Origin of the sequence: Aeromonas popoffii, from assembly GCF_037818705.1 — a bacterium.
GTDB classification, from domain to species: domain Bacteria; phylum Pseudomonadota; class Gammaproteobacteria; order Enterobacterales; family Aeromonadaceae; genus Aeromonas; species Aeromonas popoffii.
Window position 1 is genome coordinate 2,538,577 of record NZ_CP149129.1, and the last position, 25,959, is coordinate 2,564,535.

Below are 25,959 nucleotides of genomic sequence, written 5' to 3' on the forward strand. Positions count from 1 at the left end.
GGCATGGCTACCAAGCTCATTTTAAGTTTTGATTTTAACTGACGGTTTAATACAGGTAAACCCAAAACGAACAACCCAATGAGACCAATGCCGATCAGTTAAGGATCCATTGACCGATCCTTCTGATGTGTGAAAATCCGAAACCTGTTGATTGGTTTCGGATTTTTTATGCGTATCGCTCAAGCTCTCGACTTCGAGCCTGTAAAGGCGTTGTTTCCCAAATCAACCATCAAGCCACAACTGCCCCAGCCCCAAGTGACCGTTACACTCGGGGCTTTCTGACAGGCAGACCCAGGGTATTGAGTTTGTTTATGGCGCTGACATACGCCATTACCTCTCCCACTTGGCCGTTGTAGTTACGCAGACTGACTTTCCCCGCCAACAACTGTTTGAACCGATACATCGCTGTCTCTGCAAGTGAGCGACGGTGATACCCCGATATCTTCATCCAGTGCGCCAGTCCTTCCTTGCGCATCACCAGCACTGCCTCATTTCTTGCGTGTCCTTTTTTCCATAACCCCGCGCTTTTGCGAGGCGGGATACAGGCTGTTGCCCCTTTGCGCAAGATAAGCTGATGGCTGGCTTTGCTGTCGTAGGCGCCATCCGCATAAACACGTCCCAGCTTGCGCCGCAGAGGGTTGAGCAAGGTGGGCAACACCTCGGCATCATGGACATTTTCCAGCGAGACTTCCGCCGCCACGATATCGTGGGTCACCGGATCTACCGCCAGATGCAACTTGCGCCAGACTCGCCGTTTCTCGGCGCCGTGTTTTCTGACCTTCCACTCGCCTTCACCAAATACCTTCAGCCCGGTTGAGTCGATAACCAAATCGGTAATACGTCCTTTTGGGGGCTGTCGATAAGCCACCGTCACCGTGCGTGCCCGCTTGCTTACACAACTGTAATCGGGGGCACAAAGCGGTACGTTCATCAACTCGAACAGGGAGTCGAGTAGTCCCTGAGTGGCCCGCAGAGTGAGGTTGAAAATCCCCTTGAGCATCAGGAAGGTGCAGATGGTCTGGTCAGTGTAGAGTTGGCTGCGGCCCCGGCACCCATGATGGCCGTGGTGGAACCAGTTGTTCATGGCCTCGGCATCAACCCAGAAGGCGAGAGAGCCACGGTTAATCAAAGACTGGTTGTATTTAGGCCAGTTGGTGATGGGGTGAAGCGACGTGCCCATGATGCAGACTTGAAGAGGATGGTGGTGATCAGATCACCAAGTCCTCAGTTAGTTCCATTCAAGCTGCATCGATTTGGGCAACAACGCCGTTCGGTGCGCTACCGCTTAGAATATTGGCAGCCACCACGTCACGCCAATCGGCGCTTCAACACCAGCGACAGCAGACTGGCCCACACCAACCCCTCGGCGAGTGCTTTCTGCCCTGTCACAAAATCCTTGTGCCGGTTGTACGATTTCCACTCTAGGAACAGTAACTCAACTGGCGGCATCCACATTTCCACAATGACAGGATAGAGCCAGCAGCAGACTAAACTCAGCCTAACCAAGTGCCCGGCTCTAGTTGACCACTACAGTTCCACACGTCAGGTGCTGAGAATTGACTGATCGGGCAACCCACAAATACCCTCAAATGGAACCCCAAAAAGCTTCCCTGAACCTAAGATTGCATACTATAGTAGATCCAGAAAAATGCCGTATGGCGCAATAATTTTGCTGCATATGTGGCATGTATATTTTTGTTCATGAACTCCATCATGCAGTCCGATGGTACGGTCAGGTGATAGCCCCAAATGGAGGGCATTGAGATTATGAAAAAGAAGATACCTCAACAGAAGGCGATATCTACACTACTGATATTGGGTTCGAGTTCGCTAGTTTTATTTACTCATGCCGGGTTTTCTGCACCTCTTGTTCTCGATAACCTGGGTAACGTTATTAATACTTCAACCAGTCTGGATCGAATTACGGTTGGAGTGAATAACCCGGCCTCATTGACAATTGAAAATGGCGCAGTGGTAGATACCAATCAAGGCGGCTTTTCACGAGTGAGTATTGGTGGCGCCCAATCTGGAGTATTGACTGTTACAGGGGAAGGGAGCTCACTCAATACTAACTCGCTGCTGACAGGTAATGTTGGGGGGCTGGGAGTTCTGATTATTGAAAGCGGTGGTAATGTTACCATAAATGATAGTAGTGAAGAGAGGCCACTAACAATAGCTGATGGCACGACCAGTTCTGGTGCCATAATAGTGCGGGGGAGTGGCTCATCACTGATTAATAACTCATCTTCGTTTTTTGGGGTAGCACCAGGTATGAATGTTGGACATCTGGGGCATGGGGAGTTATCTGTTACGGATGGTGGCACCGTCAAGATTGCGTCAGTGTTGCGTATTGGAGGAGGACAAGGCAATACTTCATTATCGAGAAACAGTAACGGAAGTGTTTATCTCTCCGGTGTCGGATCTACTATTGAGGCAGGCACGGTCTCAGTGGGTGTATTCGGAAATGGTTCCTTAAGGGTGTTAGACGGTGCAAAACTTATTTCGACCCAAGGTTCAAATCATATCGCTCAACTCAATCCGGAAGGAAAAAGTGTTGCCCTGGTGTCTGGGCAAGGTTCTCTCTGGTCGATGGTCGGTTTATTAAATATTGGCTTGGGAACAAGCGCCTCTGCGGTCGATGGCTCGCTGTATGTTGCAAACAATGGCACGGTATCGTCAGCCACGGGGATGGTTATCGCCAGTGGAATAAACTCAACGGGCCTATTAAGCATTGGTGATGGGGAAACCTCTACGGCAGGTTTTATTGAGACGCCAACGGTTACTTTTGGTTCTGGGACAGGTACGTTGAGTTTTAATCACACCAGCTCAAATTACCGGTTCTCTCCTGTTATCCGTGGTGCAGGGCACGTTGATATACACCAAGGGAGTACCACCCTTACCGGGTTAAACACCTACTCAGGTATAACTCATATTATTGCAGGGAATTTATTGGCAGGGGCAGAAAACACCTTCAGCCCAGGGCAAGATCGCGAACGTTTTTTGACCAAGAAAAACAGGTTTGACCCTGCGATCCAGCTGTGATCTTATGCTCCTTTTTCAGGAGTGCCTTCATGTCTATTGATGCTGTTTTTGCTCAGTTTTTCGATGATATTCCCGACCCTCGCCAGCATGCCAAGATTTATTATCCTTTCTACGATGTCCTGTTTCTCACCGTCTGCGCAGTGATCGGTGGCGCAGACGGCTGGGAAGATATTGAAGATTTCGGTGAGGTTCATCTTCCTTGGTTTCAATCCAAGGGGCTGTTTAAAAATGGTATTCCTGTCCATGACACCATCGCCAGGATCATCTCCGGTATCAAACCAGAGCCGTTTCAGGCCGCGTTCGTACGTTGGACTCAAGCCATCAACCAGCACACCGAAGGCGCCTTGGTCGCTATCGATGGCAAAACCCTGCGCAGTTCCTATAACCGTGAAGATCGAACGTCGACCATTCACATGGTAAGCGCCTATGCCGCCGCTAATAAACTGGTGCTCGGACAGATAAAAACCGACGCCAAGTCCAATGAAATCACCGCCATTCCCGACTTGTTGGCGTTGCTCGACATCAAAGGCTGCCTGGTATCCATCGATGCGATGGGGTGCCAAACCGAGATCGTCGAGACCATCCTCCAGCAAAGTGGCGATTACTTGTTGGCCGTCAAAGGCAACCAGCCCAAGTTGTTCGAGGCGGTCCGGCAAGCCCTGGCCCCGCTGGCGGCTACCCCATTATGCGCAGCAACGATGACACTTGATAAGGCTCATGGGCGCATCGATGGTCGTGAGTACCATATCATGGCGGCGGGTGAGTTAGCTGCCCAGTTTCCTCATTGGGAACAGTTGTGCAGCATTGGCGTGGCCATCTCTTATCGCATTGAAAAAATGGAAAAAATCACTCTTGAACAGCGTTATTACATCAGTTCCAAAGCGCTGACGCGGGATGAGTTTTCACGAGCGGTACGTGGGCACTGGGCCATCGAAAATAGCCTGCACTGGGTGCTGGACGTCACGATGGGCGAGGACGATTGCCCAATTTATCGCGGTGATGCCGCAGAGATCCTTGCGTGCATCCGGCACATGGGGCTGAACATGCTCAGGGCTGAAACTTCACGCAAAGCGAGCATCAGACGGAAGCAAAAGATTGCAGGAATGAGCAGTGAATACCTGGAAAAGGTACTCAATGCTGGCCTCAACAAATTGGGTGAATTTTAACAATATGTTCACGCTCTCGCCCTGGCAATCCGCCCCTCACTAACCCCCCAAGCTAACATTTTATTCTGGAGCATACATACTCCCTCCAAAAAAAGGTTATTATTATTTGTTGTTTTTATATATCAATGGTAGATATTCATTATTGCTATTTATAAAAATAAACATTGCAAATAATCTATTATTGATGATGTTCAGAAAATATAAAAAACAAACGCCATTCAGAATATTTTACAAAGAAAGATCTGAATCCATTTCATGACGTGCAGTCCTCTGGCCAGAGTGCTCGTGCTGAGATTTTAATGCATACGCTCCAGGCCTCATCCTGAAACGTGCAATTCTTTTGGCTGCTAATATAGGGTTATCCATTATGATTCTAAGACCTCGAGTAGCAATCTCACCGACCTCTGCGTACTCTCTACGGAGCCGCTCAAGGTCTGAACCTGCTCCTGCAACTGTTCGAGCGAAATGCTCATCTGATGAATGGAGTTCTCGGCAGAGACGTTGCTGTCGCTGGTATGCGTGTTCAAATGCTGCAACATGGTCAGCAAGACCTGATGGTCGTTCATTATCTGCTGCTGTGTGACATGCTGCGATTGAACCTGCTCCCTGAGTGTTGCTATCGAGCTCATCTGCTCGGTGTTGATAAAACTGAGCAACTCTAATAATTGTTTCTCTAAATTCATGATTAACTCCTAGTAATGCTAAAATAGCGCTCAAAATTTTCATCAGCAGTTGAATTAATGCCTTTTCGGTGTCTACTGTTAGGGTTCCTTCAGGGTTAATTGGGGTCAGTGTGTAACCTGCATATAGCTGCATCTGCTGTTGCCAAAAAAGCGCATTTGTTGGCTGTTTGCGATGTCTCTGGGTTATCACTGCGGCCATACCTGTCGGTCGTCTCACAGGCCTCGGAGAGGGCATTGGGTGCAGCGTCTCAGTGACGTTATAGCGGCTCTGATTGAAGGCCCGGCGTTTGGCTATCCGCTCCTCAATCTGCTGCCAGAGTGCATCCAACGACGGTTGTGGAGGTGTTGTTATCGACAACGTCGGTCTCACCGCATCAATACTGGTAAACGCACGGCTAAATAAAGGTCCTTTCAGCCGAAAAGCCTTGATCTTTCCCTCTGGCACAATCCGTATGTAATCCTTTTTAGCCTCGACTTCGCTAATACCATACATTTGTCGAGTCTGAGGTTGCTCCAGCCAATCAATCACAGCCTGTCGGTTACATAACTGACCCTGAGTTACCCGTAACTGCACCGCATCAGATAACGCTGCAATCAAGTCCGCATTTTTACTGTACCGTGGTATTGTTCCTGTCAGCCTCTGGCGTTGCGGATCATCTGGACGTGCGAGGTTATGTTTCAAGTTGAGGTAATCACGGATCGCATTAAAATCTCCTTCCGCACCTGGTGGGTGAGGGTTGAAATATTTTCCAGTGCGAAGATTAATCCGTGGGATTAAGAAATGATTCTCCAGATTTTGTTCATGCGTATGTTGTACCCACAAGATCATCCTGTCCTCTATGGGTAATCCCGCAAAAACCAGCTCCTCCATCAATGCACGAAATTCCTGAGCAATATCAGGATTGGAGCTCAGCGTCTGGTTGTCCTCAATTGCATGTGCAATGACACCGCTGGTGTATTTATATTTATGTGGCGATATCTCGATTGCATAAGCGATGTCTCGTGGATTTCCAGCCAACAGCTCAGGTGGTGGAGTCCGTTGTACACCATGGATCAGTCTCAGTTGTTGGTTCAACCGATGAACCAATGGAGCGTCATTTTTATCACGAGCAACCCTAATCGCATCAGCGATTGTACTACGCTCATTTTTTTGTTGCGGCGTCAGAGCGCTGTAGATACCCAGTAGGTAATCTATTGGGGCGCTGGATTTAGTCTGGCGATGCCCATTGGTTGCAAAAAATCTAATCACCGCCATAGCTCATGCTCCTCATACTCACTCTCGATTAATGCTGGATTTACCTCCACTGCATCCTCGTCATCCTCACCTGAGTGTGACCATATAGTGTCTGGGGTCACAGTATCGCTTTTGTCATGGCGTATAACCCGAGATGGCTGTGTTAATTGTGGTGATAACATCTCGTTAATTTTATCAACCTGCTCTTTATGTTGTTTTTCTAGTTCCCTGAGTTCGCATAAAATAAAAAGTAGATTTACATCGCCCTTATGGGAGTTACACCATTTTACCAGCTGATTGAAATTGTTATAAAACCCGGTCTGTTGCGCAATAAGATTATTTATTGTGTCGCGTAATGTTTCTGCTGGAGAAATGACGATTTTCAATTTTGAGAGAGATTGAGATGCTAACCTCGATACAGTGACTTTTGCATTTTTAGCCTTTTTCTCCCAACGACGTTTTTCCTCATATGTGCAGCGTAGCTCGATTCGATGATCCCGGATCTCTGTAAAACTCGGCAACATTTGTCGAACGATGTCTGTATCCATATTTACATCTCTAGCTATACCGTTAATAGTGACAGCGACATCGTCATTGATGCACCTGATAACGGCCCTTTCAATGAGCAGCATGAGATCAGGATCTCTTGTCAGCTCCTCACGTAAAGTATTATTTTTGCTATTCCTTAATTTTTTATTTTCTTTTCCCACGTATTGTCTCCTGGCTGCTGAACAGCTCTAATTTATATATTTATTTAGCGGGTCTGGGCGGCAGCCCAGGTAGGTCCAGGGCGACAGCCATGGCAAGGCTCCGTACACCGTACATTGCGGAACGCAATTTGTACGGTGTAGGAGTGACCTTGCTCTTTTTATTAAAAGCAATAAACTGCCTGATTAGATAGTAGCGTCAACGATAGTTTTTAGCTGCAACGATACCGTACACACCAAGATCATATTAACCCGATAACTCTCTTTAATTTATGCTATCGTAATTCACTTCTTTTTAAGGAGCATTTCGATTAATGGTATTATCGATTGCATCTCTGGCATGGTCATCAACTCATTCCAATTTCTGTACAATGTGGCAGATGGCGCAGCAGACTGCTCTACCGTATCGACAGCATTCGAATGTAAGCACCGTTGCAAAACCGCTCCTGCCTGGGCTCCGAAATCGACTGCATCCTCGACTAACCATTGGCCATAACAGCGCTGAATCATTTCAGTACCAGCATGCCCCATCTGCCGTGCAATCCATGGTACATTTATTCCGGCAGACAATAGTTGACTGGCAAATGTATGACGGAATTGCGATGGCCCGCGATAATCAACGCCAAGAGAGATACAGTACGGTTTAAAGAATTTTTCTCTGTATTCATCAACTGAGGCGTAAGGACGCCGCTTTGCACAAAAATAGGCTAACAATGTCCGAGATTCGATTAATTTAGTTCGATTATCATTCTGCGTGACTTTTATATTTTTTGCCTTTCTATTCTTGGCTTGTTCTAGCAGCAGAGTTAGCGGTTCTATTGCCTGCGCTGTCAATTCTATTGTTCGTCTAGACCCCTCATTTTTAGGGGTTTTATACACACCATTTACCAAAGCCAGATCTATGGTCAGCATCTTTTTTTCGAGGTCAACCACTTCAGCACTTAAGGCGAGCAGTTCACTAATTCGTAAACCAGTTGCTATCCCTACCTGTATCAATGCAGTTTCAATTTGATAGTTTTCCTGCTTATTCTGTTGTAGCAATAGTGCAATCTCAGACTGCAAGAATGGTTTCGGCTTCTTTCTGATAAATTTACATTTCTTTATGTTTTCCATCGGATTAGATGGAATTAAACCGTCGAGTTTCGCCCTAACAAATACACTGCGCAGAATTTCCAGGTAGTGATTGACTGTACAGCCATTATATTTCTTTAAAAGTTTTACGACCATCATCTCTATGTCTGTAGAGCTAAAGTCGATCAACTTTTTCTTACCGAACCAAGTTACAAGTTGCTTGCTCTTGCGGCGATATGGTCCAATGGTTGATTCAGCATAGCGGGCTTCTTTAAATTTCAGATTTTCATTTATTGCCAGTCCAAGAGTCTTATTTAAATCTTTGGCCTGTGAGTTTTTATCATTGTTCATCGGCTCTAATCCAGTTGATTTGCGCATAGGTTATGAGCATTAAAAAAATAAGTCAACAGATTTTTGATGCACAAACGAAATTGCAAGTCAAGAAAATTATTTGGTTTTTTAAATAATATCGTTCCACCACAACATCTGAGCCACACAGGGCACGATTTCTGGTTGAATTTCCCTGTTGTAGAGCGCGACTGATCCCACCTATCAGATAAGTGAGCACTGAGTTTGGGGCTTATACGTCCATGAGCGGCGTTGTTTCCCAAATCAGAGTGACCTGAATTGAACTTATGGTGGAGACGGTGATCTGATCACCACCACCCTCTTCAAGTCTGCATCATGGGCACGTCGCTTCACCCCATCACCAACTGGCCTCAATACAACAAGTCTTTGATTAACCGTGGTTCACTCACCTTCTGGGTTGATGCCGAGGCCATGAGCAACTGGTTCCACCACGACCATCACGGGCGGCGGGGCCGCAGCCAGCTTTACACTGACCAGACCATCTGTACCTTCCTAATGCTCAAGGGGATTTTCAACCTCACTCTGCGGGCCACTCAGGGACTACTCGACTCTCTGTTCGAGTTGATGAACGTACCGCTTTGTGCCCCCGATTACAGCTGTGTCAGCAAGCGAGCACGCACAGTGACGGTCGCTTATCGACAGCCCCCAAAGGGACGCATTACCGACTTGGTTATCGATTCGACGGGCCTGAAGGTATTTGGTGAAGGCGAGTGGAAGGTCAGAAAACACGGCGCCGAGAAGCGGCGAGTCTGGCGCAAGTTGCATCTGGCTGTGGACCCGGCCACTCACGATATCGTGGCGGCAGAAGTCTCGCTGGAAAATGTCCATGATGCCGAGGTGTTGTCGACCCTGCTCAACCCTTTGCGGCGCAAGCTGGGACATGTTTATGCGGATGGCGCCTATGACAGCAAAGCCAGCCATCAGCTTATCTCACGCAAAGGGGCGACAGCCTGTATCCCGCCTCGCAAGAACGCGGGGTTATGGAAAAAGGGGCACCCAAGAAATGAGGCGGTGCTGGTGATGCGCAAGGAAGGGCTGGCGCACTGGAAGAAGATGTCGGGATATCACCGGCGCTCGCTGTCAGAGACGGCGATGTATCGGTTCAAGCAGTTGCTGGCGGGGAAAATCAGTCTGCGTAACTACAATGGCCAAGTGGGAGAAGTCATGGCGTATGTCAGCGCCATAAACAAACTGAATACCCTTGGCCTACCTGTCAGAAAGCCCCGAGTGTAGCGGTCACCTGGGGCTGGGGAAGTCATGACTTGCTGGCTGATTTGGGCAACAACGCCTCCATGAGCACTACAGCAAAAGTTCACCAGACGGTACTGGATTGACACTTATACTAAGTCTCTGGGAATCAACTCTATCTTTTCTTTCAAAAGAGAGACGCTTACCCGTTTACCATAGCGGCCAAAAGTGATCCCTGTTTTACTATGTCCCGCCAACTCAGCCACAATATGCTCAGCAACGTCCGCCTGTTGCAGCTCATCGATAAACGTGTGTCTCATCCCGTAAATGGTGGGGCGGCCCTGACCTACGATACCAGCCTCATTGAGGTGGCGTTGGAAGCGACAGGTGATGTTATGTGCCCAGTCGGCGTCTTTGCCCGATGGTTGGTCATCGAACAAAAATACCTGCCCCTGACTACGACGACTCTCCACATAGTCCAGGAATTGATGTCCGATCAACGCACTGTGTAGTGGCACGGTACGGTACGCATTGACGGTTTTGAGCTGCTGATCCACCTCTCCCGCATCGACCATCAGACACCAAATCCCCTCGATCAGTTTGATATTTTGCGTTTTGAGCTGGCAAGCCTCGGAGGGTCGCAGCCCGGCATACAGGCACAGCAAGGGTACCCACCAGTCTTGGATCCTCAATTTTTTGCCTTTCTGGGATTGTTTGCTGCGCAGGCTGGCAAACAGCTGAGCCAGTTGAGGGCGATACCAGCGTACTCGCTCCTCATCCGCCCGTTTGTTTGGTTTTTTACCTGCCGTCAACCCATCGAAAGGGTTACGACTGCAATAGTCCAGTGCCACGCACCAACGGAAGAACTGTTTCAGGGCAGCCAAATAATCGGTCTTGGTTTTGAAACTGATGTCGGCCTTACGCAGCAAGCCGTTGCGATACTCCTGTGCCAGCGCGGGCGTAACCTCATCGACTTTAACCCCTTTGGCCCAGGTGACGAAGGCGTTGATCCGAAGTTGGAGCTGGCCCACCGACTTGTGCTGGATCCCCTCACTGGTTTTAGTCTCGATGAATCTCGCCAATGCGTGGGTGAGCGTGATCCCACTGCTGGGGCAAGCTGGGGCATCAACAGAAGGTTCACGAGGTGTGGAAGGTGTTTGAGGAGGGATGAACCCCGCTGCTTTGAACGCGTCTAGATCGGCGCGGATCCAGCGATAGAAACTGCGGGGGGCTGTATCGGCAGGGGTAGCCGCGATAAGTGCGCGAGTACGAGCTGCCACAGCCAGGTTTCGGTCTACGGCGAGCTGACGATCTTTGGTGCAAAGGGAAGTACGGATAGCGAAGGGCAAGCCACGGTCACGTAGTGACTTAGGCAGCGGGAGACGAGTGTAGTAGGTGCCGGAGGCATTTTTACTCAGATACATGATTGTTCCACCCAGTTGATCCAGGAAAAAAATCACGTAAGTCTAGAAATGAAAAAACCCGTTGAAATTCAACGGGTTATATTTGGCGGTGAGGGAGGGATTCGAACCCTCGATACGTTGCCGTATACACACTTTCCAGGCGTGCTCCTTCAGCCACTCGGACACCTCACCAAATTTTCACTTCTTTGAAGTGGCTTTCGGATCACGCGATGCGTGCTTTCTTTGCCGACTTCGTCGGTGGGCAGCCACTCGGACACCTCACCAAATTTTCACTTCTTTGAAGTGGCTTTCGGAGCACGCGATACGTGCTTTTTTGCCGACTTCATCGGTGGGCAGCCACTCGGACACCTCACCAAATTTTCACTTCTTTGAAGTGGCTTTCGGAGCACGCGATGCGTGCTTTTTTTGCCGACTTCATCGGTGGGCAGCCACTCGGACACCTCACCAAATTTTTTCTCACATTTTCAGGTGCCTGAGTTGCACCATCGCTTGCGGGCCATGCCGCAGCGACGGGGCGTAATGTAAGGGATGCTGTATCCTGGGGTCAACGCAATTTTGCAGTTTTCAGTCTGTTTGCTCAAGAACCAAGCCAACTGCGCAAAATCTTGTCACACCGGCATCCCATTTGCTCAGGTTGCCGGCTGTTCTTGGCTATGTTCACCTTTCAATGCCTCTTCCAGCGAGCCATAAAACTCCAGCTGACCGGGTACGGGCCGCACCTTGGCCCGCGCCAGGGTCTTCAGCGGCTGAAACTGCAATTCGGCGACCCGCAGTTGCACCCCGGCCTTGGCCATCTGCTGTTCAAACTGCAGGAAGGCGGAGAGCCCCCCCGCATCCAGAATGGAAACGGCCTCCATCTGCAATACCAGCAACTTGTGTCCCTTGACTTGGGCTACCAGCTCGCCAAAGACCCGTTCGGCGGCGGCGAAGAACAGGGGACCATTGATCTTGTAGAGCAAGGCACCGGCCGGCACTTCGTGGGCATAGCGCTTGTGATCCGCCAGATCGTGCAGCCTGGTCATCTTGGCGATTTCACGCATGAACAGCAGTGACGCCAGGATCACCCCGAAGGTGATGGCAATCACCATGTCGAAGATGACAGTGAGCGAAAGACAGACCATCAATACCAGCACATCGGATTTAGGCGCGCGACGCACCAACTCCACGACCTTATGAGCCTCACTCATGTTCCAGGCGACGATCAGCAGCAGCGCGGCCATGGCCGATAGCGGCAACCAGGAGAGCCAGGGCGCCAGCACCAGAATGGCCGCCAACACCACCAGGGCATGGATGATACCGGAGACAGGCGATGTCGCCCCGGCGCGCACGTTGGCGGCGGAACGGGCAATCGCGGCAGTTGCCGTGATGCCGCCGAAGAAGGGCGCCAGTATGTTACCCAGCCCCTGCCCCACCAGTTCGGCGTTGGAGCTGTGTTTGCGCCCCGTCATGCCATCGAGCACCACGGCGCAGAGCAGCGACTCTATCGCCCCCAGCATGGCCATGGAGAAGGCTGCCGGCAGCAACCGCTGAATGGCCGCCAGGTTCCACTCAACCGGTGCACCATTCGGCCCGGGCAGAGCCCACGGCATCACCAGAGTCGGGGCTATGGGCGGGATCCCCATACCCTGAGTGCCATCGGCCAGGGTATAGCTGAACTTGGTGCCAATGGTGGCCACATCGACCCCGAAATAGTGCAGACCAAACCCCAGACCCACCCCTACCAGCACGGCGGGCAGGTGACCGGGCACCGGCAACCTCAGCCGTGGCCAGAGCAGCAACACGGCCAGGGTCGCAATCCCGACGAGCGTATCGCCCCATTGCCAGCTTGGCAGGGCTAACACCAGTGCCTCAACCTTACCTATGTAGGTCTCCGGCATCTGCGCCACAAACAGGCCAAAGAAATCTTTGATCTGCAAGGTGGCGATCACGATGCCGATACCACAGGTAAACCCCAGGGTCACAGAGAGCGGAATGTACTCGATGAGACGTCCAAGCCGGGCCATCCCCATGGCCACCAGAAAGAAGCCCGAAATCAGGGTCGCCATCAAGAGGCCACCCACGCCAAATTGCTGGGCCACCGGATAGAGGATCACCACAAAGGCGGCGGTCGGCCCCGAAATGGAGAAGCGGGAGCCACCGGTCACGGCGATGACGATGCCGGCTATGATGGCGGTGTAGAGACCGTGTTGTGGCGGCACGCCACTGGCAATGGCCAGTGCCATGGCCAGCGGAATGGCGATGATGCCGACCGTGATGCCAGCGATCAGATCGCGACCAAAGCGGGGGAGGCTATAGGGTTCATCAATACAGGATTGGCGTAAAGCAATGGCCAGCTTCACGCTTTGCAAAGGAGCTTGGTTGTGCATGTATGTCGTAATACCAGAAGAGGGAGATAAAGGCCGGATTGAACCGGCGCCCGATCATCATCAAGGGCCGGCAGAGCTGTCGACGCGGCGATGGTATCCTGGGCAACCATACTCCAGCCGATGAAATATTTCGATGGGCGGGATCAATGAATGACCGTTACCACGCAAAATCGCCGTTTATTGTCCACATATCACCGGTTTTTCTCACCATTACGCCGATCTTTCACTTTGCCTGCTAACTAAATTCTGACGCAGCCAAATCGCTCACCCTATCCGCCACACCTCTTCCCGCCGGGTCCGGGTCATGGCTTCATTGCTCCGGCGCGATGCGCCGCCCTCCCCCTCAGCTCTGCAAGCCAACCGTGTGGCTCACCATCGAGGGCAGCCAGATCCCGGCCAGACACACATGTGTCAAAACGAAAAAGTGCTCGGCAAAGGTCCGTTTCAAGCTGCTGATTGTGCTGAAAATAGTCCACAACGACCATGTTTTGGGCAAACGGGCCGAAATTCGATTTTTTGCGTCGGGTCGCGGGTTGACACCCGGCCAACAGGCTATTAATATCCGCTGCGTCTCAACGAGACAGGCAATTCCTCCTTAGTTCAGTCGGTAGAACGGCGGACTGTTAATCCGTATGTCACTGGTTCAAGTCCAGTAGGAGGAGCCAATTCCCTCGTAGTTCAGTCGGTAGAACGGCGGACTGTTAATCCGTATGTCACAGGTTCAAGTCCTGTCGAGGGAGCCAAATTCCAAAGCCCACCCCTATGGTTGGGCTTTTCATGTTTGTCACTGGTGCCCCACTTTCCTCTGTGTGGCGGACACATTAGGTTGCCGGTCGCCTGCCTCTCACACTCCTGATGTGTGGCCGATAGCGATGTAGGCCCAAAGGCCCCCATCAACATCGAATAACAACCGACAAGCCGGGCCCAGTTTGATGGTGATGCCCTTGCGATGCAGCCAGTCAAAAACCAACATTTGCCAGCCGTTTCGCCCCATAATAAGCACAATTTTCCTCTACTCAGGAGTTCTCATGCGCCGATTCAATTTGATGCTCAATGGCAGCCGGTTGATGATGTTCCCTTTTTATGTGTGCATTCTGGTCTGCGTAGCGCTGTTGATGGTGAAGTTTGCCATGCAGCTCTATACGCTGTGCCGCAACATCATCGACATCCACTATCTTGACCTCATCACAGGGGTGCTGACTCTGGTGGACTTCGTATTGGTGGCGCAGATGTTGATCCTGGTGGCTATCTGCGGCTATCTGCAGTTTATTCAGACCCCGGAGCAGCGCGCGGCGATGACCGACAACTGGTTCAACAAGATCAACTTCGTCTCCCTGAAACTCATCGTCATCAACTCCCTGGTGACCATCTCCGGGATCGAGGTACTCAAAGCCTTTCTGGGCAATAGCTCCGGCAATGAAGTCGAGATTAAGTGGTCAGTTATCGTCTTTTTGGCCTTCTCACTGGCGGCACTTATCTATGCAATCACAGAAAAGTTGGTAGTAGAGCGCGAGTAGCCAGTTCCTGTTTTCATTCAGGATTGATTCATTAAGAGCCGAATTGATAACTCTTTTCATTACCTTTACTGCATTGTAAACTTGCTCCCCCCGGGCTGCACCGCCCGGGCGTTGGAGCCCTCAATGACAAGCCTTTCCCTCTCACCCCGACAGTTCTGGCAGTGGCTGGCCTATCACCACCAGGCCGCCGAGGGCACCCTCTATCTGATGTTCTTCTCCGGCCTGCTGTTGTGGGAGCCGCTGACCCCGCTCTGGTCGCTGGCGCGCTGGGCTCTGTTTTTCCATGTGATGCTCTCGCTCACCCTGTTCCCCCTGCTGTTTGGCGCCTTCTGGCTCTCTCATCGCGCATTGCTGAACCGCAGCAACAAGCCCTACTTGCGGATCACAGGTCGCATCATCGAAGGGCTGCTGCTGGTCTGTCTGGCCAGCAGCCTGCTGCTGATCCTGCACGGCACTCCGGGGGACAGCATGGGCAGCCTCGCCAGCTGGGCCCACTGGCTGAGCGCACTGCTACTCACTCCTCTGGTGCTGCGCCACGCCTGGCGCTGGACCATCTTGCAATGGCGCTCCTGATCCCATGTTGAGGTCATCTCTTTGTGCATGTTTGTCACCCCTGCTGGCCCTCGTCCTGCTGCTGGCAACCCCCTTTGCGCTTGCCCAGCAGATGGGCGCCGGGATGCTCGCCTATGAGGAGGGGCAGAGCCCGCGCCTCATCACCGCCAACCTGAGCGCAGGCTCGGTCACCCTGCTTGAGCGCGATAGCGGCAAGCGGCTAAACGAGGTGCAACTGGGTGGCGATCTGCGCCAGATTGCCCGCGCCGATGACGGCACCCTGCTGGTCACCGACTACAGCGGCGATCGATTACTGCTGCTGGATGATGATCTCGATCTGGAAAAGGCGATCCCCACCGGCCATCGCCCCTACGGGGTCATCTTCGATCCCAAGCGGCAGTGGTTCTGGGTCACGCTGTTCGAATCAGCTCGCCTGCAGGCCTACGACACAGCGGGCAACCTCCAGCTGGATGCAAAGACCGCCGACACCCCGCGCGGACTGGCCTTGACCGACGACGATCGCCTGCTGCTCACCCACGCCATGACCGGCCAGCTCGCCATCTATGATCTCGCCAAGCTTGGCCACAATACCAAGGGCACCTCCCTGCCCAAGCCGCGCCTGCTCACCCTGGCTGAAACCCACAGCAATACGCCGAGCGACTCTCAGGGACTACCGCGCCAGCTCGATGGCATCGCCCTCTCCCCCGATGGCAGCGAAGCCTGGTTGCCCCACGTGCTGTGGAGCTTCAGCCACCCCTTCCAGTTTCAGAGCACCGTCTTTCCGGCCGTCTCCATCATCGATCTGGATGAAGAGAAAGAGCGGATCGATGAAAGAAAACAGCTCTTTTTGCAGATCAATCTGCCAAGCGTCGGCAACCGCAGCCAAATCGTCTCCAACCCGTTCGCGGCGCGCTTCGCCGCCGACGGCAAGCGGGTCTATCTGACCCTCGCGGGCTCGGAAGATCTGCTGGTGTTCGACCTCTCTCGCAGCGGCAAGTCCAACAACAACCGCCACCGCCGCAAGAAGTTTCAGGGGGGCGCCAAGGCGACCCAACTGCTGCGTCACCTGCCGGGCCAGAATCCGCGGGACTTGCTGATCGACGGCGACCACATTCTGGTGCACAACGCCATGGGGCAGGATCTCACCCGCCTCAATAGCGGCGGCAGCGGCCCGTTTGCCCGGGTCACCGTCGATGTGCCCCACTTTGCCAAACTGGTAGAGACAGATCCCCGCCCCGAACCGCTCAAGCGCGGCGAGCGGCTATTCAACCTTGGTAACACAGCGTCCAACTCACGCTTCCCCATGGCGGGGGACAACTGGATGAGCTGCAACGCCTGCCATCTGGACGGCTTCAACTTCACCAACCGCTATCTGATGGCGGCCCATCGCCAGAAGAGCGGCGACAACGCCATCAACGGCCACGTCAACCTCACCAACATGGTGGCGGGGGATTTTGTCGGCGAATACCTGCGCATGACCCAGCAGACCCAGGGCGGCATGGGCCATGACACCCGCGATGGGGCCGAGGCGGTTGACCCCGCCAAGCCTCAGCCCGAGGTGAAGGCGATGATGGAGGATCTGCATGCCTTCGTCACGGCCGATGGCAACCTCCCCTATCTCGCCAACTGGCTGCGGCTCGATACCCCGCGCAGGGATCCCGCCAAGGCACCGACCACTCACCCGAAAGAGTGGCTCAACTCCGCCTCCTGCCAGAATTGCCACCAACAGGCATTCAAGGACTGGAGCGAGAGCAACCACCGACTGATGGGCAACTCCCACCCCTACTACAAGGTGGTGCAGGCGCTGGCCCGTGAAACCGAAGGGGAAGCGTTCGGCCAGTGGTGTCAGGGCTGCCACATGCCCCAGCAGGTGATGACAGGCCAGCTGGATCTGCCCAAGGGCTCCCACATGTTCGAGCAGGGCGGCGCCTCGCTCATTGCAGCCCACAAGGCGGGCGAACCTGTGGTTGAGGAAGGGACCGGCTGCGTGCTCTGTCATCGCATCACCAAGGTAGAAGACGCGGGCGGCAACAGCGCCTTTACCGTGAATTTGAAAGACCGCGAGAGCTATGTGTTCGAGGATGCCCCGGGGGGGAGTCTGCGGCACTGGCTAGGGTCGCGGCAGATCAACGCCCGTCCTGCGGCCCACAAAGCCTCCTATCAGAAGGATTTCTACCGCGATGCGGCCCTGTGCAAGTCGTGCCACAACGAGTTTGCACCGGGCACCGGCGCCAATATCGTCAACACCTGGGACGAGTGGGAGAAATCCAGCTTCGCCAAGGCCAAGGATCCCGCCAAGCGGCGCACCTGTATCGACTGCCATATGAACCCGGAGCCGGGCAATGGCGGCGCGCCGGTCGCGGGCCAGTCCACCGAAAACGGCACCATGAAAGCGCGGCTCTATCGCCACAACTTTACCGGCGCCCAGCACCAGCTGGTGGGACTGCGCAATCCTGCACTTGAACAGGAGAGTCTGGCGCTCTTGCGCTCCAGCGCTACCCTCTCCGCCCGTATCGAACAGGCTGCCGATAGTCAGCAGCTGGTGGTGCGGGTCGCCAATACCGGCGCAGGCCATGCCCTGCCCACCGGAGTGGCCGATTTTCGTGAACTCTGGCTGGAGCTCACTGTCACTGACGCCACTGGCAAAGTGGTGCTTGCCAGCGGCCAGCCGGTGGATGGCGCCGTCCCTGAAGAGGCCCGGCTATTCAGAAAAGTGTTCGGCGATGCCGAGGGCAAGCCGGTGGGGCTCAAGTTCTGGCGCTACGCCAAACTGCTGGAAGATACCCGTATTCCGGCCGATGGCTGGCGTGACGAAGCCTGGCCGCTGCCCGCAGATGCCCAGGGGCCCTTCAAGGCCGATATCACACTCAATTTCCGCACTTACCCCAAGTGGGTCAATGATGCGGTGCGCGCCGCCGAGCCCAGCTTGCCGGAGCCACCCATAGTGCAGCTCGCTCGACTTCAACTCAATCGGCTGCAACTCACCTTGCCGCCTCTTCCCGTCACGCCCGCTACGGAGCCTCAATCCTGATGTTTGCAAGTTTTCTCATTACCCTGCGCGAGGGGCTGGAAGCCTTCCTGCTGGTCGGCATCTGCCTCTCCTACCTCGCCAAGCTGGGGGCGAGTCGCTACAACAAGTTCATCTATCTGGGGGTGGGGCTCGGCCTTGTCGCCTCCCTGATCGTCGCCTTCCTGTTCCAGGTGGTGGTGAGCCAGTTCGAGAGCGAGCGCTACAACCACCTCTTGATGGCGGGGATCCTCATTTTCGCCACTTTGGTGCTCACCTATATGGCAGTCTGGATGCAAAAGCAGGCCAAATCCCAGGTGGGAGCCATGACGGCACGCATCGATGCGGCCATCGATGGCGGCAACCTGTTTGGTCTGGTGCTGCTTGCCTTCCTCGCTGTGATGCGCGAAGGGTTTGAAACCGTGCTCTTCTTCTCTGCCCTGCTCTACTCGGGACAAGGGGTGGATCTGCAATCCGGTCTGATGGGCGCGCTGGCGGGGCTGCTGGTCTCCATCGCGCTGGTGTGGGGGCTGCTGCGCTCCACCCGCAAGGTGGCGCTGGCCCCCTTCTTCCGCTGGACCGGGCTGCTGATCATCATCATCGCCGCAGGGCTACTGTCGTCCGCCGTCAATATGTTGCAGGCGGCAGACATCATCACCTTCTGGACCACGCCGGTGTTCGACATCAGCCACATTCTCGACGATCAGGGGGTGTTTGGTACCTTCCTGCGCGCCCTGTTTGGCTACAATGCCTCACCCGCTGGCTTGCAGCTGCTGACCTGGGCCCTCTATCTGGCGGTCTTCGTTACCCTCTGGCAACGCAGCTATCGCCCGCAGGGAAGTGCCGTGCCCGCCCAAGGCTGAGCCCGTATCACTAAACGGTAACAACACCCTTCGGGGCCGCGCTTTAGCGCGGTTCCCTTATCTATCAAGCAGTTTCGGAAATAGGTCATGAGCGATAACAACAAGAAGCACATTGCGGTGCTGGGTGCTGGCCCTGCCGGTTTGATGGCCGCCTGGCGCCTCTGTCAGGCCGGTTTTGCGGTCACCCTGTTCGAGCAGGAGCAGGTCGTGGGCGGCATGTGCGCCACCCAGACCTTCAAGGGGCGCGATGGGGAGTATCGCTTTGACTACGGCGGTCACCGCTTTATCACCAAGAACCCCGAGCTGCTCGCCTTTATCGACGAGCTGATGGGCGATGACCTGCTCCACGCCGATCGCAAGAGCGTGATCCGCTTTGGCGGGCGCACCTATGACTACCCCCTCAATCTGACCAACCTGCTCAAGACAGCCCCCTTGCCGCTGATGGCGGGCGCGGTAAAAGACTTGCTGCTGTTGCCCTTTAGCAAGAAGCCGGATGATTTCGCCAAGGCGAGCTTTGCCGAGTGGATCCAAAGTCACTTCGGCCGCACCCTCTATCGCCAGTTCTTCGAGGGCTACACCGGCAAACTGTGGGGCATCAACCCGGACCAACTCTCCGCCGACTGGGCAGGTCAGCGCATTAGCCTGATTGACCTTAAAGACGTGGCGCGCCGCCTGCTGCCAAGGCGCAACGGCAGCATTTCGGTGCGCACCTATGCCCGCAAGTATCGTTATCCAAAGTATGGCTTCGGTCAGATCTTCACCACCCTGGGGGAGCGGCTGGTGGCAGAGGGGGCCCTGCTGAAAACCGGTGCCACCATCACCCGCCTTGAGCAGGCTGATGGCCGAATTGAACGGGTTTATTGGCAACAAGATGGCGCCGAGCAGAGCGAGCATTTTGATCAGGTGATCTCCACCCTGCCGCTGCCGCTCACCTGCCAGCTTCTGGGCTTGCCGTGCGATCTCCACTACCGCTCGCTTCGCTTCGTCAATATGCCGCTAAAGCAGGAGAACCTGTCGGACAACACCTGGCAGTACCTCTCCGACCCCCATATTCTGGCCACCCGTCTGCAGGAGCCGCGCCGCCGCAGCCCCTTTATGGCGCCCCAGGGCCAGACCTCGGTAATGCTGGAGATCCCCTGCAACCCGGGAGATGCCACCTGGCAGGCGCCGCTGGCAGACTTGCGCGGTCGGGTTACCGCTGATCTCGCCAGCCTCGGCGTCGATACCGCCAAGCTTGGCGATGAGACATTCGAGGCGCGCAGCGAGTACGCCTATCCGCTGATGGATCTCGGCTATCAGGCTCGCCGCAACGACGCCATCAAGGCGCTGATGCCGATTGGCAACCTCATCATGACCGGCCGTCAGGGGACATTCCGCTACATCTTCACCGACACCGCCATGGAGATGGGGATGATGGCCGCCGACATGGTGATCGACGGGGTGGACAGACGCCACACCATCTTTAACCATCGCAATGAAAATACCGTGATCGAGACCCAGAGCGTGGCCTAAGAGCGATGGCAGGTGCTTAACCGGCACACAGACGCCGCAACACCTTCAACCACCGCAACGAAAACACCGTGATTGAAACCCAGCGCGTGGCCTGAGGGCCGCGCCATTGGCATAACCTCTTGGCATAAGTAAGGAGAACAGGATGACCATACGCCCGGGTTTACTCGCCCTCACCCTGCTGCTGACCCTGAGCGGGCAGGCGCAGGCTTACTCCTACTCCTACGCCGCCGCCGGCAAGGAGCCGCTGATCGATGCGCGCGAGGCGCTGCTTGGCGCCGCCACTGACGGCAAGGATGCCAGCGCCACCTTGAGCGAGATTGCCGACGAGCTGACTTATCTGGAAGAGCATCACAAGGTGGAACTGCAAGCGCCGCTGGCCGCCGCCATCAAGGGGAAAGATGCTGCCGCCACCGCCGCCCTGCTCAACCGCGCCTACAAGGCCGAGATCGAACGCCGCCTCGAAGGGGCCAGCCAGAATCTTGGCGACTACCAGAGCGCCAAGGTGCTGGTGGTCAAGAGCAAGCGCTTCCTCGATGTGATCCTCCCCTCCCTCAGTGAAGGGGATCGCAAGGCGGCCGAACAGGCGCTGGCCAAGGTGCTGGATGCCATCGGTAACCCGGGGGTATTCGGGGTGGGCGCCAAGCCCGCCGATGCCGCCGCCTTTGCCGAAGCACAAAAAGCGCTGATGGCCGTGCTGGCACCGCTCTGATTGCTGTCTGCCAATCATTGCGCCATCTCGCGTTGACAAACGGTGGGTTTCGCTTCGCTCGACCCACCCTACGCTCGGCTCTCTTTGGGCGGGGACAGGGTGAGGGAAGTCGGCGCTACAGCCGATTACGCTTCGCTAATCGACCCTACTTACTGATCCTGCTGCAACTGGCCTGGCTCGGCTGGCTGCTGGCCTTCCCGGTGGCGCTCGATTCCGACGATGCCCTCAATTTCGCCCACGGGGTGACGCGCTTTAGCGTGCTGGAGTTCGCCCCCCACTTTCCGGGTTACCCCGCCTTTATCTGGCTGGCGCGGCTGATTAATCTGGCAGTGGACGAACTGGCCCGCGCGGTGCAATGGGCAAGCCTCTTGGGCACAGCACTGCTGGCGCCGCTCGCCGCCTTGCTGGCGGTGAGATTGTGGCAACGGCCAAGCCTGCTCGCCCCGGTCTGGCTGCTGGTGCTGGCCCTGCCGCTCACCCCGACGCTGGCGCTCTCCGGCCTATCCGACGGGCCCGCGCTCGCCGCCTGGCTCGGGGCTCTCTTGGCCTTGCAGCAGCGCAGAATTGCGCTGGCGGGTCTGCTTCTGGGTCTGCTGCTGGCCCTGCGTCCCTCCTATTTTGTGCTGGCATTGCTGCCCCTTTGGCTAGGGATGGCGCATAAGGGGACACGGTTCAGGTTCGTCCTCCCCATCGCGCTGGTGGGGCTTATCAGCCTGCTCTTTGTCTGGCAGGCCGATGGCTGGGCCTATTTTAGCGAGGGGCGACGCTTTACCGACGGCCACTTTACCCTGTGGGGCAACACGGCGGCGGCCCACGGCGATCGGCTGCTAAGCTGGGCGCACACCTTCAACGAGCAGCTCACTCCGCTTTGGCCCCTGGCTGTCGCAGCCTTGCTGGTGCTGCCGCTCTGGCCAAGATCAAAAGACCACGCTGCCACCCTCTCCTCGCTCTGGACGCTCTACTGGCTTGCCCTGCTGCTCTGGACCCTGTTTGGCCAGAATCCCGACAATCCCCGCCATCTGGCGCCCATCACCCTGCTCGGCATAGTTCTGCTGGCAGGCTGGCTACCGCGCCGTGGCGAGGGGTTGGCAACTGTGGCTGGATTGCTGCTGCTCACCGCGACCTTCACCCTGCCCCGTCCGCCCGCCATGGCGCAGGCGGCCATGCTGGCAGAAAAAACCTGTCCGGCACTGGTGACCCAGTGGGGGGTGCGGCTACTGCGGGAGACCACGGCCTTGGCCGTCACCGATGGCTGGTACCAGGGGGATGCGCGTCTCGCACTCAAGCAAGGGGCCTGTCGCCTCAGTCGCCGCCCCATCGCCGCGAGCGAGATGCCCACTGCGGTGGATCAGCACTGGTTTGCCCCGCGCTTTGCCGCCGAGCCCGGCCTCTGGCTAGCCATCCCTTCGCCTGTGACAGGCAATGGCGCAAATAACAAACAACATAGAAATGGCGCAAAACTCACCCAAACAATTCAAAGACAGGGGAACAACTCGGTTACACTCACTGCGCATCCATAACAAACGAGTCTCATTATGCGTATAACCAGAGAGTGGTGGTGGGTTGTGTTCTGGCTGACCGGGACCTGCGCCCTCTTGTTGCTGCCCTTCTGGCTGCGCGGGGGTAGCCAGGGCCATGACCTGTTCCATCACCTGCTTTCTGGCCACTTCTTCGCGGTGCAGCTGTGGCAAGGGGAACTCTATCCGCGCTGGCTGATGGAGATGAATGGCGCCTTTGGCAGCCCGGTCTTTTTCTTCTATCCCCCACTTCCCTACTATGTGAGCGCCCTCTTCGCCGGGCCGACGCCACTGGCCCAAGAGGCAATGACACCCCTGCTCTGGAGCAGCAGCGTGGCACTCTGGCTATCCGGCCTGTTTGCCTATCTCTGGCTGCGCCCCTTTGCCAGCATGCCAAGGGCACTGGCGGCCAGTCTGCTCTATATGGCACTGCCCTATCATCTGGCGATCGATATCTATGCCCGTTTTGCCCTGGCCGAAAGCTGGGCCTTCGTCTGGGCACCGCTGGCCCTGCTGGCGCAGGATCGCCTCTGCCGACGCGCCCCCTTTGCCCTGCTGCTGCTCGCGCTGGCAGTCGCCATGCAGGCCCTCTCCCACCTGCCGAGCCTGCTGCTCATTCTGGGGTTGCTCACCGTGCGCAGTCTGCTGCTGGCCTGGCGCGGCAAAATGCGCGCCCCGCTGGCTGGCACCCTGATCGGCCAGCTCTGGGGGCTGGCGATGGCCAGCCTGCTGCTGCTGCCTGCACTGCTGGATCAGGGGGGGATCTCCATGGAGCAGATGCGCACCGGCATGTTCGAATTTCAGCGCAACTTTCTCGACCGTTTGCCCGAGAGTCAGGAGGACTGGCGCTTTCGCGGCCATCTTGCCTGGCAGACCTGCCTTACCCTGGCCCTGCTGCTGGTTGCCTGGGCTGCTGCCCGTGAACCACGCCACCCCGAGCTGCTGATCTGGGGCGTGTTCGGCACCCTTTGTTTCCTGATGATGCTCCCCCTGAGCGAACCCCTGTGGCGTCTGCTCGTACCGCTGCAGCTGGTCCAGTTTCCCTGGCGGTTCAATCTGCTGCTGGCCATCGCCACCGTGGCCGTGGTGGCGCTGGGCGTCCCCGCTTATCGCCCGTTGCAATGGCTCTGGTGGGCCCTGCTTGCCCTCACCCTGTTGTCACAGGGGATCTATGTGCGCGAGTCGCCCCTCACCCAGGCGCCGTCAAAGAGCCTGCTCGATGCCGAGTTCGACAGCAAACGCAGTGCGCGCGAATACCGGCCGCAGCAGGTACCGCGCGGCATGTTTGCCCCCACCCTGCTGGCCTGGAGAGAGGAGTTTCAACCCCCCATCACCACCGAGCAGAAGGGGGTCTCGTGGCAGATCCTGAGCTGGCGGCCACGCCATATCGAACTCACCGTGGATGCCCCCGTCCCCGCCAAGCTGATCCTGCACCAGTTTGACTATCCCGGCTGGCAGGCGATGCTCAACCAGCGCCTGCCGCTGAGTGTGAGCAGTACCCACAACGGGCTGGTGCAGGTCTGGGTGCCTGCTGGGCAGCATCAGCTCACCTTTACCCTGAGCGCACGCTGGCCGGAGCGACTCGGTTACGGCATCTCGCTGCTGGCATGGCTGGCATGGCTGCTCGTGCTGACAAAGGAAGTTCGCGCTAACAGAGGGGGAAACAGGGCACCGCCCTCCCCCTTTTGAGAGAGCAGGAACGCCATGCCGGGCGCGACCAAACCTGATAAACTCGCACTTTGCCCATTGCAGCCACGTTTCACCACCGGACAGCCTATGCCCCAGAGCAATACAACGCCCCTCTCTCCCCGTTTTCTGTTTATCCTGCTCGGTGCGCTGGCGGGTCTGACGCCGCTGGCAGTGGACATGTATCTACCCGCTATTCCTGCCATCGCCAAGGATCTCGCCACCAGCATCGACGGCGCCCAGCTCACCATCAGTGCCTTCCTCGGTGGCTTCGCCATTGGCCAGCTGTTCTACGGGCCGCTCGCCGACAGCTATGGCCGCAAACCGGTGATCCTGGTGGGTCTGGTGATGTTTGCCATCGCCTCTGTGGGTTGCGCCATGGCGGACTCCCTGCCCGAATTGCTGGCCTGGCGCATGTTGCAAGCGGCGGGCGGAGCGGCGGGCTCTGTGGTGGTCAATGCCCTGCTGCGCGACCTGTTCGAGAAGGAGGCGTTCTCCCGCGCCATGTCGTTCGTCATCCTGACGATGACGCTGGCCCCCCTGATAGCCCCCGTGGTAGGTGGTTACATCAGCGCCCATAGCGACTGGCGGGTGATCTTCTGGCTGCTGATGGGTATCAGCCTGCTCATCTGCGTGGTGATGCAGTGGAAAATTCAGGAGACCCTGAAGCCCGAACACAGGCAACCGCTCAGGCTGGGGCAGGTGCTGCGCAACTACTGGGGTGTGATCTCCCATCGCGGTGCCATGGGCTATGTGCTGTGCGGCGCCCTGTCGAGCGCCGGCATGTTTGCCTTTATCAGCGCCTCACCCTACGTCTACATCGAGTATTTCAAGGTGCCGACCGAGCACTACGGCTGGCTGTTTGGCCTCAACATACAGCTGATGATGGTGGTCACCTTCGTCAACAGCCGACTGGTGAAAGGAGTCGGCGCCGAGCGCATGCTGCAATACGGCCTGCTGGTACTGCCCGTTGCCGGTGCCCTGCTTATCTACAACGCCTGGAGCCAGACCGGGGGCCTGTGGGGCATCGTCATCCCTGTGGTGCTGTTTGTCGGTCACATCAGTCTGGTGGGGGCCAACGCCATGACGGGCCTGATGGGCCACTTCCCCCAGTCGGCGGGCACGGCCTCGGCACTGGCTGGCACATTGCGCTTTGGCATAGGAGCCCTGGTGGGTATTCTGGTCAACCTCAATCCGCCCGAATCGCCGCTGCCCATGGCCATCGCCATCGCCAGCTGCGGGTTTGGTTCGGCCATCAGCTACTGGCTGCTGGCCGACAAGAAATAAACGCCTGACAACACAACGCCGCCCTCTTTGAGCGCCAAAGAGGGCGGCGTTTTCATGTC

General features: G+C 55.8%; 18 protein-coding genes, 3 tRNA genes and 1 pseudogene. 14 read left to right on the forward strand and 8 right to left on the reverse strand.

The features are described from left to right. Positions 1-262: 262 nt before the first annotated feature. Both WJM78_RS11520 and WJM78_RS11525 read right to left on the reverse strand, forming a co-directional pair. Complete coding sequence (locus tag WJM78_RS11520) at positions 263-1,180, reverse strand: IS5 family transposase (RefSeq protein ID WP_339009335.1); 918 nt, start codon at positions 1,178-1,180, stop codon at positions 263-265. Positions 1,181-1,311: 131 nt separating this feature from the next. Further along, a pseudogene (locus WJM78_RS11525) lies at positions 1,312-1,440 on the reverse strand (IS4 family transposase); the annotation flags it as partial. Between the two features lie 327 nt (positions 1,441-1,767). Between WJM78_RS11525 and WJM78_RS11530 the strand changes: the two are divergent. Beyond that, the gene (locus WJM78_RS11530; RefSeq protein ID WP_339009337.1) at positions 1,768-3,042 is read left to right on the forward strand and encodes a hypothetical protein; all 1,275 of its coding nucleotides are present in this window, start codon (positions 1,768-1,770) and stop codon (positions 3,040-3,042) included. 29 nt (positions 3,043-3,071) lie between these two features. Next, positions 3,072-4,208: an ISAs1-like element ISKpn31 family transposase gene (locus tag WJM78_RS11535; protein ID WP_339009338.1), complete on the forward strand. Its 1,137-nt coding sequence runs from the start codon at positions 3,072-3,074 to the stop codon at positions 4,206-4,208. Positions 4,209-4,436: 228 nt separating this feature from the next. On the opposite strand, the gene WJM78_RS11540 is transcribed toward WJM78_RS11535, so the two are convergent. The 3 genes from WJM78_RS11540 to WJM78_RS11550 form a co-directional block, all read right to left on the reverse strand. Beyond that, positions 4,437-6,146 (reverse strand): relaxase/mobilization nuclease domain-containing protein, encoded by a 1,710-nt coding sequence (locus WJM78_RS11540; RefSeq protein WP_339009340.1) that lies wholly within the window; start codon positions 6,144-6,146, stop codon positions 4,437-4,439. Continuing rightward, positions 6,137-6,835, reverse strand: coding sequence for a plasmid mobilization protein (locus tag WJM78_RS11545; protein ID WP_339009341.1), 699 nt, complete (start codon positions 6,833-6,835; stop codon positions 6,137-6,139). Before WJM78_RS11545 ends, WJM78_RS11540 begins: the two co-directional genes overlap by 10 nt. Positions 6,836-7,117: 282 nt before the next feature. After that, positions 7,118-8,254 (reverse strand): tyrosine-type recombinase/integrase, encoded by a 1,137-nt coding sequence (locus WJM78_RS11550; protein ID WP_059112249.1) that lies wholly within the window; start codon positions 8,252-8,254, stop codon positions 7,118-7,120. A gap of 333 nt (positions 8,255-8,587) precedes the next feature. Here WJM78_RS11550 and WJM78_RS11555 point away from each other — a divergent pair, with 333 nt between their 5' ends. Next, positions 8,588-9,505 carry an IS5 family transposase gene (locus tag WJM78_RS11555; RefSeq protein ID WP_339009342.1) on the forward strand — a complete coding sequence of 306 codons (918 nt, stop codon included), beginning with the start codon at positions 8,588-8,590 and terminating at the stop codon, positions 9,503-9,505. A gap of 104 nt (positions 9,506-9,609) precedes the next feature. On the opposite strand, the gene WJM78_RS11560 is transcribed toward WJM78_RS11555, so the two are convergent. The 3 genes from WJM78_RS11560 to dauA form a co-directional block, all read right to left on the reverse strand. Then, the gene (locus WJM78_RS11560; RefSeq protein ID WP_339009343.1) at positions 9,610-10,884 is read right to left on the reverse strand and encodes a tyrosine-type recombinase/integrase; all 1,275 of its coding nucleotides are present in this window, start codon (positions 10,882-10,884) and stop codon (positions 9,610-9,612) included. An 83-nt stretch (positions 10,885-10,967) separates the two neighbouring features. Continuing rightward, positions 10,968-11,055: transfer RNA gene (locus WJM78_RS11565), tRNA-Ser, on the reverse strand. Between the two features lie 458 nt (positions 11,056-11,513). Next, positions 11,514-13,250 (reverse strand): C4-dicarboxylic acid transporter DauA, encoded by a 1,737-nt coding sequence (gene dauA / locus WJM78_RS11570; RefSeq protein ID WP_339009344.1) that lies wholly within the window; start codon positions 13,248-13,250, stop codon positions 11,514-11,516. Positions 13,251-13,839: 589 nt separating this feature from the next. Here dauA and WJM78_RS11575 point away from each other — a divergent pair. The 11 genes from WJM78_RS11575 (at position 13,840) to WJM78_RS11625 (ending at position 25,900) form a co-directional block, all read left to right on the forward strand. After that, positions 13,840-13,915 (forward strand) — tRNA-Asn (locus WJM78_RS11575). Positions 13,916-13,917: 2 nt separating this feature from the next. Beyond that, positions 13,918-13,993: transfer RNA gene (locus WJM78_RS11580), tRNA-Asn, on the forward strand. 285 nt (positions 13,994-14,278) lie between these two features. Then, complete coding sequence (locus WJM78_RS11585) at positions 14,279-14,767, forward strand: YqhA family protein (protein WP_042035645.1); 489 nt, start codon at positions 14,279-14,281, stop codon at positions 14,765-14,767. A 123-nt stretch (positions 14,768-14,890) separates the two neighbouring features. Next, on the forward strand, positions 14,891-15,340 hold the full coding sequence (locus WJM78_RS11590) for a hypothetical protein (protein WP_339009346.1): 450 nt from the start codon (positions 14,891-14,893) through the stop codon (positions 15,338-15,340). A gap of 4 nt (positions 15,341-15,344) precedes the next feature. Continuing rightward, positions 15,345-18,350: a hypothetical protein gene (locus WJM78_RS11595; protein WP_339009347.1), complete on the forward strand. Its 3,006-nt coding sequence runs from the start codon at positions 15,345-15,347 to the stop codon at positions 18,348-18,350. After that, a complete protein-coding gene (locus WJM78_RS11600) occupies positions 18,350-19,189 on the forward strand; it encodes an FTR1 family iron permease (protein WP_339009348.1) in 840 nt (279 codons plus the stop codon). The genes WJM78_RS11595 and WJM78_RS11600 overlap by 1 nt, the downstream gene beginning before the upstream one ends. A gap of 87 nt (positions 19,190-19,276) precedes the next feature. Then, a complete protein-coding gene (locus tag WJM78_RS11605; protein WP_339009350.1) occupies positions 19,277-20,701 on the forward strand; it encodes an NAD(P)/FAD-dependent oxidoreductase in 1,425 nt (474 codons plus the stop codon). Positions 20,702-20,843: 142 nt separating this feature from the next. Continuing rightward, complete coding sequence (locus WJM78_RS11610; protein ID WP_339009352.1) at positions 20,844-21,410, forward strand: hypothetical protein; 567 nt, start codon at positions 20,844-20,846, stop codon at positions 21,408-21,410. A 152-nt stretch (positions 21,411-21,562) separates the two neighbouring features. After that, complete coding sequence (locus WJM78_RS11615) at positions 21,563-22,930, forward strand: hypothetical protein (RefSeq protein ID WP_339015845.1); 1,368 nt, start codon at positions 21,563-21,565, stop codon at positions 22,928-22,930. 15 nt (positions 22,931-22,945) lie between these two features. Continuing rightward, positions 22,946-24,616 carry a hypothetical protein gene (locus tag WJM78_RS11620; protein ID WP_339009354.1) on the forward strand — a complete coding sequence of 557 codons (1,671 nt, stop codon included), beginning with the start codon at positions 22,946-22,948 and terminating at the stop codon, positions 24,614-24,616. Positions 24,617-24,703: 87 nt separating this feature from the next. After that, the gene (locus WJM78_RS11625) at positions 24,704-25,900 is read left to right on the forward strand and encodes a Bcr/CflA family multidrug efflux MFS transporter (RefSeq protein WP_339009356.1); all 1,197 of its coding nucleotides are present in this window, start codon (positions 24,704-24,706) and stop codon (positions 25,898-25,900) included. The last annotated feature ends 59 nt before the right edge of the window (positions 25,901-25,959 follow it).

What these genes read in the sequence shown, in the direction of transcription:
- WJM78_RS11555 (WP_339009342.1), top strand. Translation starts at nt 8,588, where the DNA reads ATGGGCACGTCGCTTCACCCCATCACCAACTGGCCTCAATACAACAAG.
- WJM78_RS11520 (WP_339009335.1), bottom strand. Translation starts at nt 1,180, where the DNA reads ATGGGCACGTCGCTTCACCCCATCACCAACTGGCCTAAATACAACCAG.
- WJM78_RS11535 (WP_339009338.1), top strand. Translation starts at nt 3,072, where the DNA reads ATGTCTATTGATGCTGTTTTTGCTCAGTTTTTCGATGATATTCCCGAC.
- WJM78_RS11605 (WP_339009350.1), top strand. Translation starts at nt 19,277, where the DNA reads ATGAGCGATAACAACAAGAAGCACATTGCGGTGCTGGGTGCTGGCCCT.
- WJM78_RS11585 (WP_042035645.1), top strand. Translation starts at nt 14,279, where the DNA reads ATGCGCCGATTCAATTTGATGCTCAATGGCAGCCGGTTGATGATGTTC.
- WJM78_RS11540 (WP_339009340.1), bottom strand. Translation starts at nt 6,146, where the DNA reads ATGGCGGTGATTAGATTTTTTGCAACCAATGGGCATCGCCAGACTAAA.
- WJM78_RS11590 (WP_339009346.1), top strand. Translation starts at nt 14,891, where the DNA reads ATGACAAGCCTTTCCCTCTCACCCCGACAGTTCTGGCAGTGGCTGGCC.
- WJM78_RS11610 (WP_339009352.1), top strand. Translation starts at nt 20,844, where the DNA reads ATGACCATACGCCCGGGTTTACTCGCCCTCACCCTGCTGCTGACCCTG.
- WJM78_RS11530 (WP_339009337.1), top strand. Translation starts at nt 1,768, where the DNA reads ATGAAAAAGAAGATACCTCAACAGAAGGCGATATCTACACTACTGATA.
- WJM78_RS11625 (WP_339009356.1), top strand. Translation starts at nt 24,704, where the DNA reads ATGCCCCAGAGCAATACAACGCCCCTCTCTCCCCGTTTTCTGTTTATC.
- WJM78_RS11600 (WP_339009348.1), top strand. Translation starts at nt 18,350, where the DNA reads ATGTTTGCAAGTTTTCTCATTACCCTGCGCGAGGGGCTGGAAGCCTTC.
- dauA (WP_339009344.1), bottom strand. Translation starts at nt 13,250, where the DNA reads ATGCACAACCAAGCTCCTTTGCAAAGCGTGAAGCTGGCCATTGCTTTA.
- WJM78_RS11595 (WP_339009347.1), top strand. Translation starts at nt 15,345, where the DNA reads ATGTTGAGGTCATCTCTTTGTGCATGTTTGTCACCCCTGCTGGCCCTC.
- WJM78_RS11550 (WP_059112249.1), bottom strand. Translation starts at nt 8,254, where the DNA reads ATGAACAATGATAAAAACTCACAGGCCAAAGATTTAAATAAGACTCTT.
- WJM78_RS11560 (WP_339009343.1), bottom strand. Translation starts at nt 10,884, where the DNA reads ATGTATCTGAGTAAAAATGCCTCCGGCACCTACTACACTCGTCTCCCG.
- WJM78_RS11620 (WP_339009354.1), top strand. Translation starts at nt 22,946, where the DNA reads ATGCGTATAACCAGAGAGTGGTGGTGGGTTGTGTTCTGGCTGACCGGG.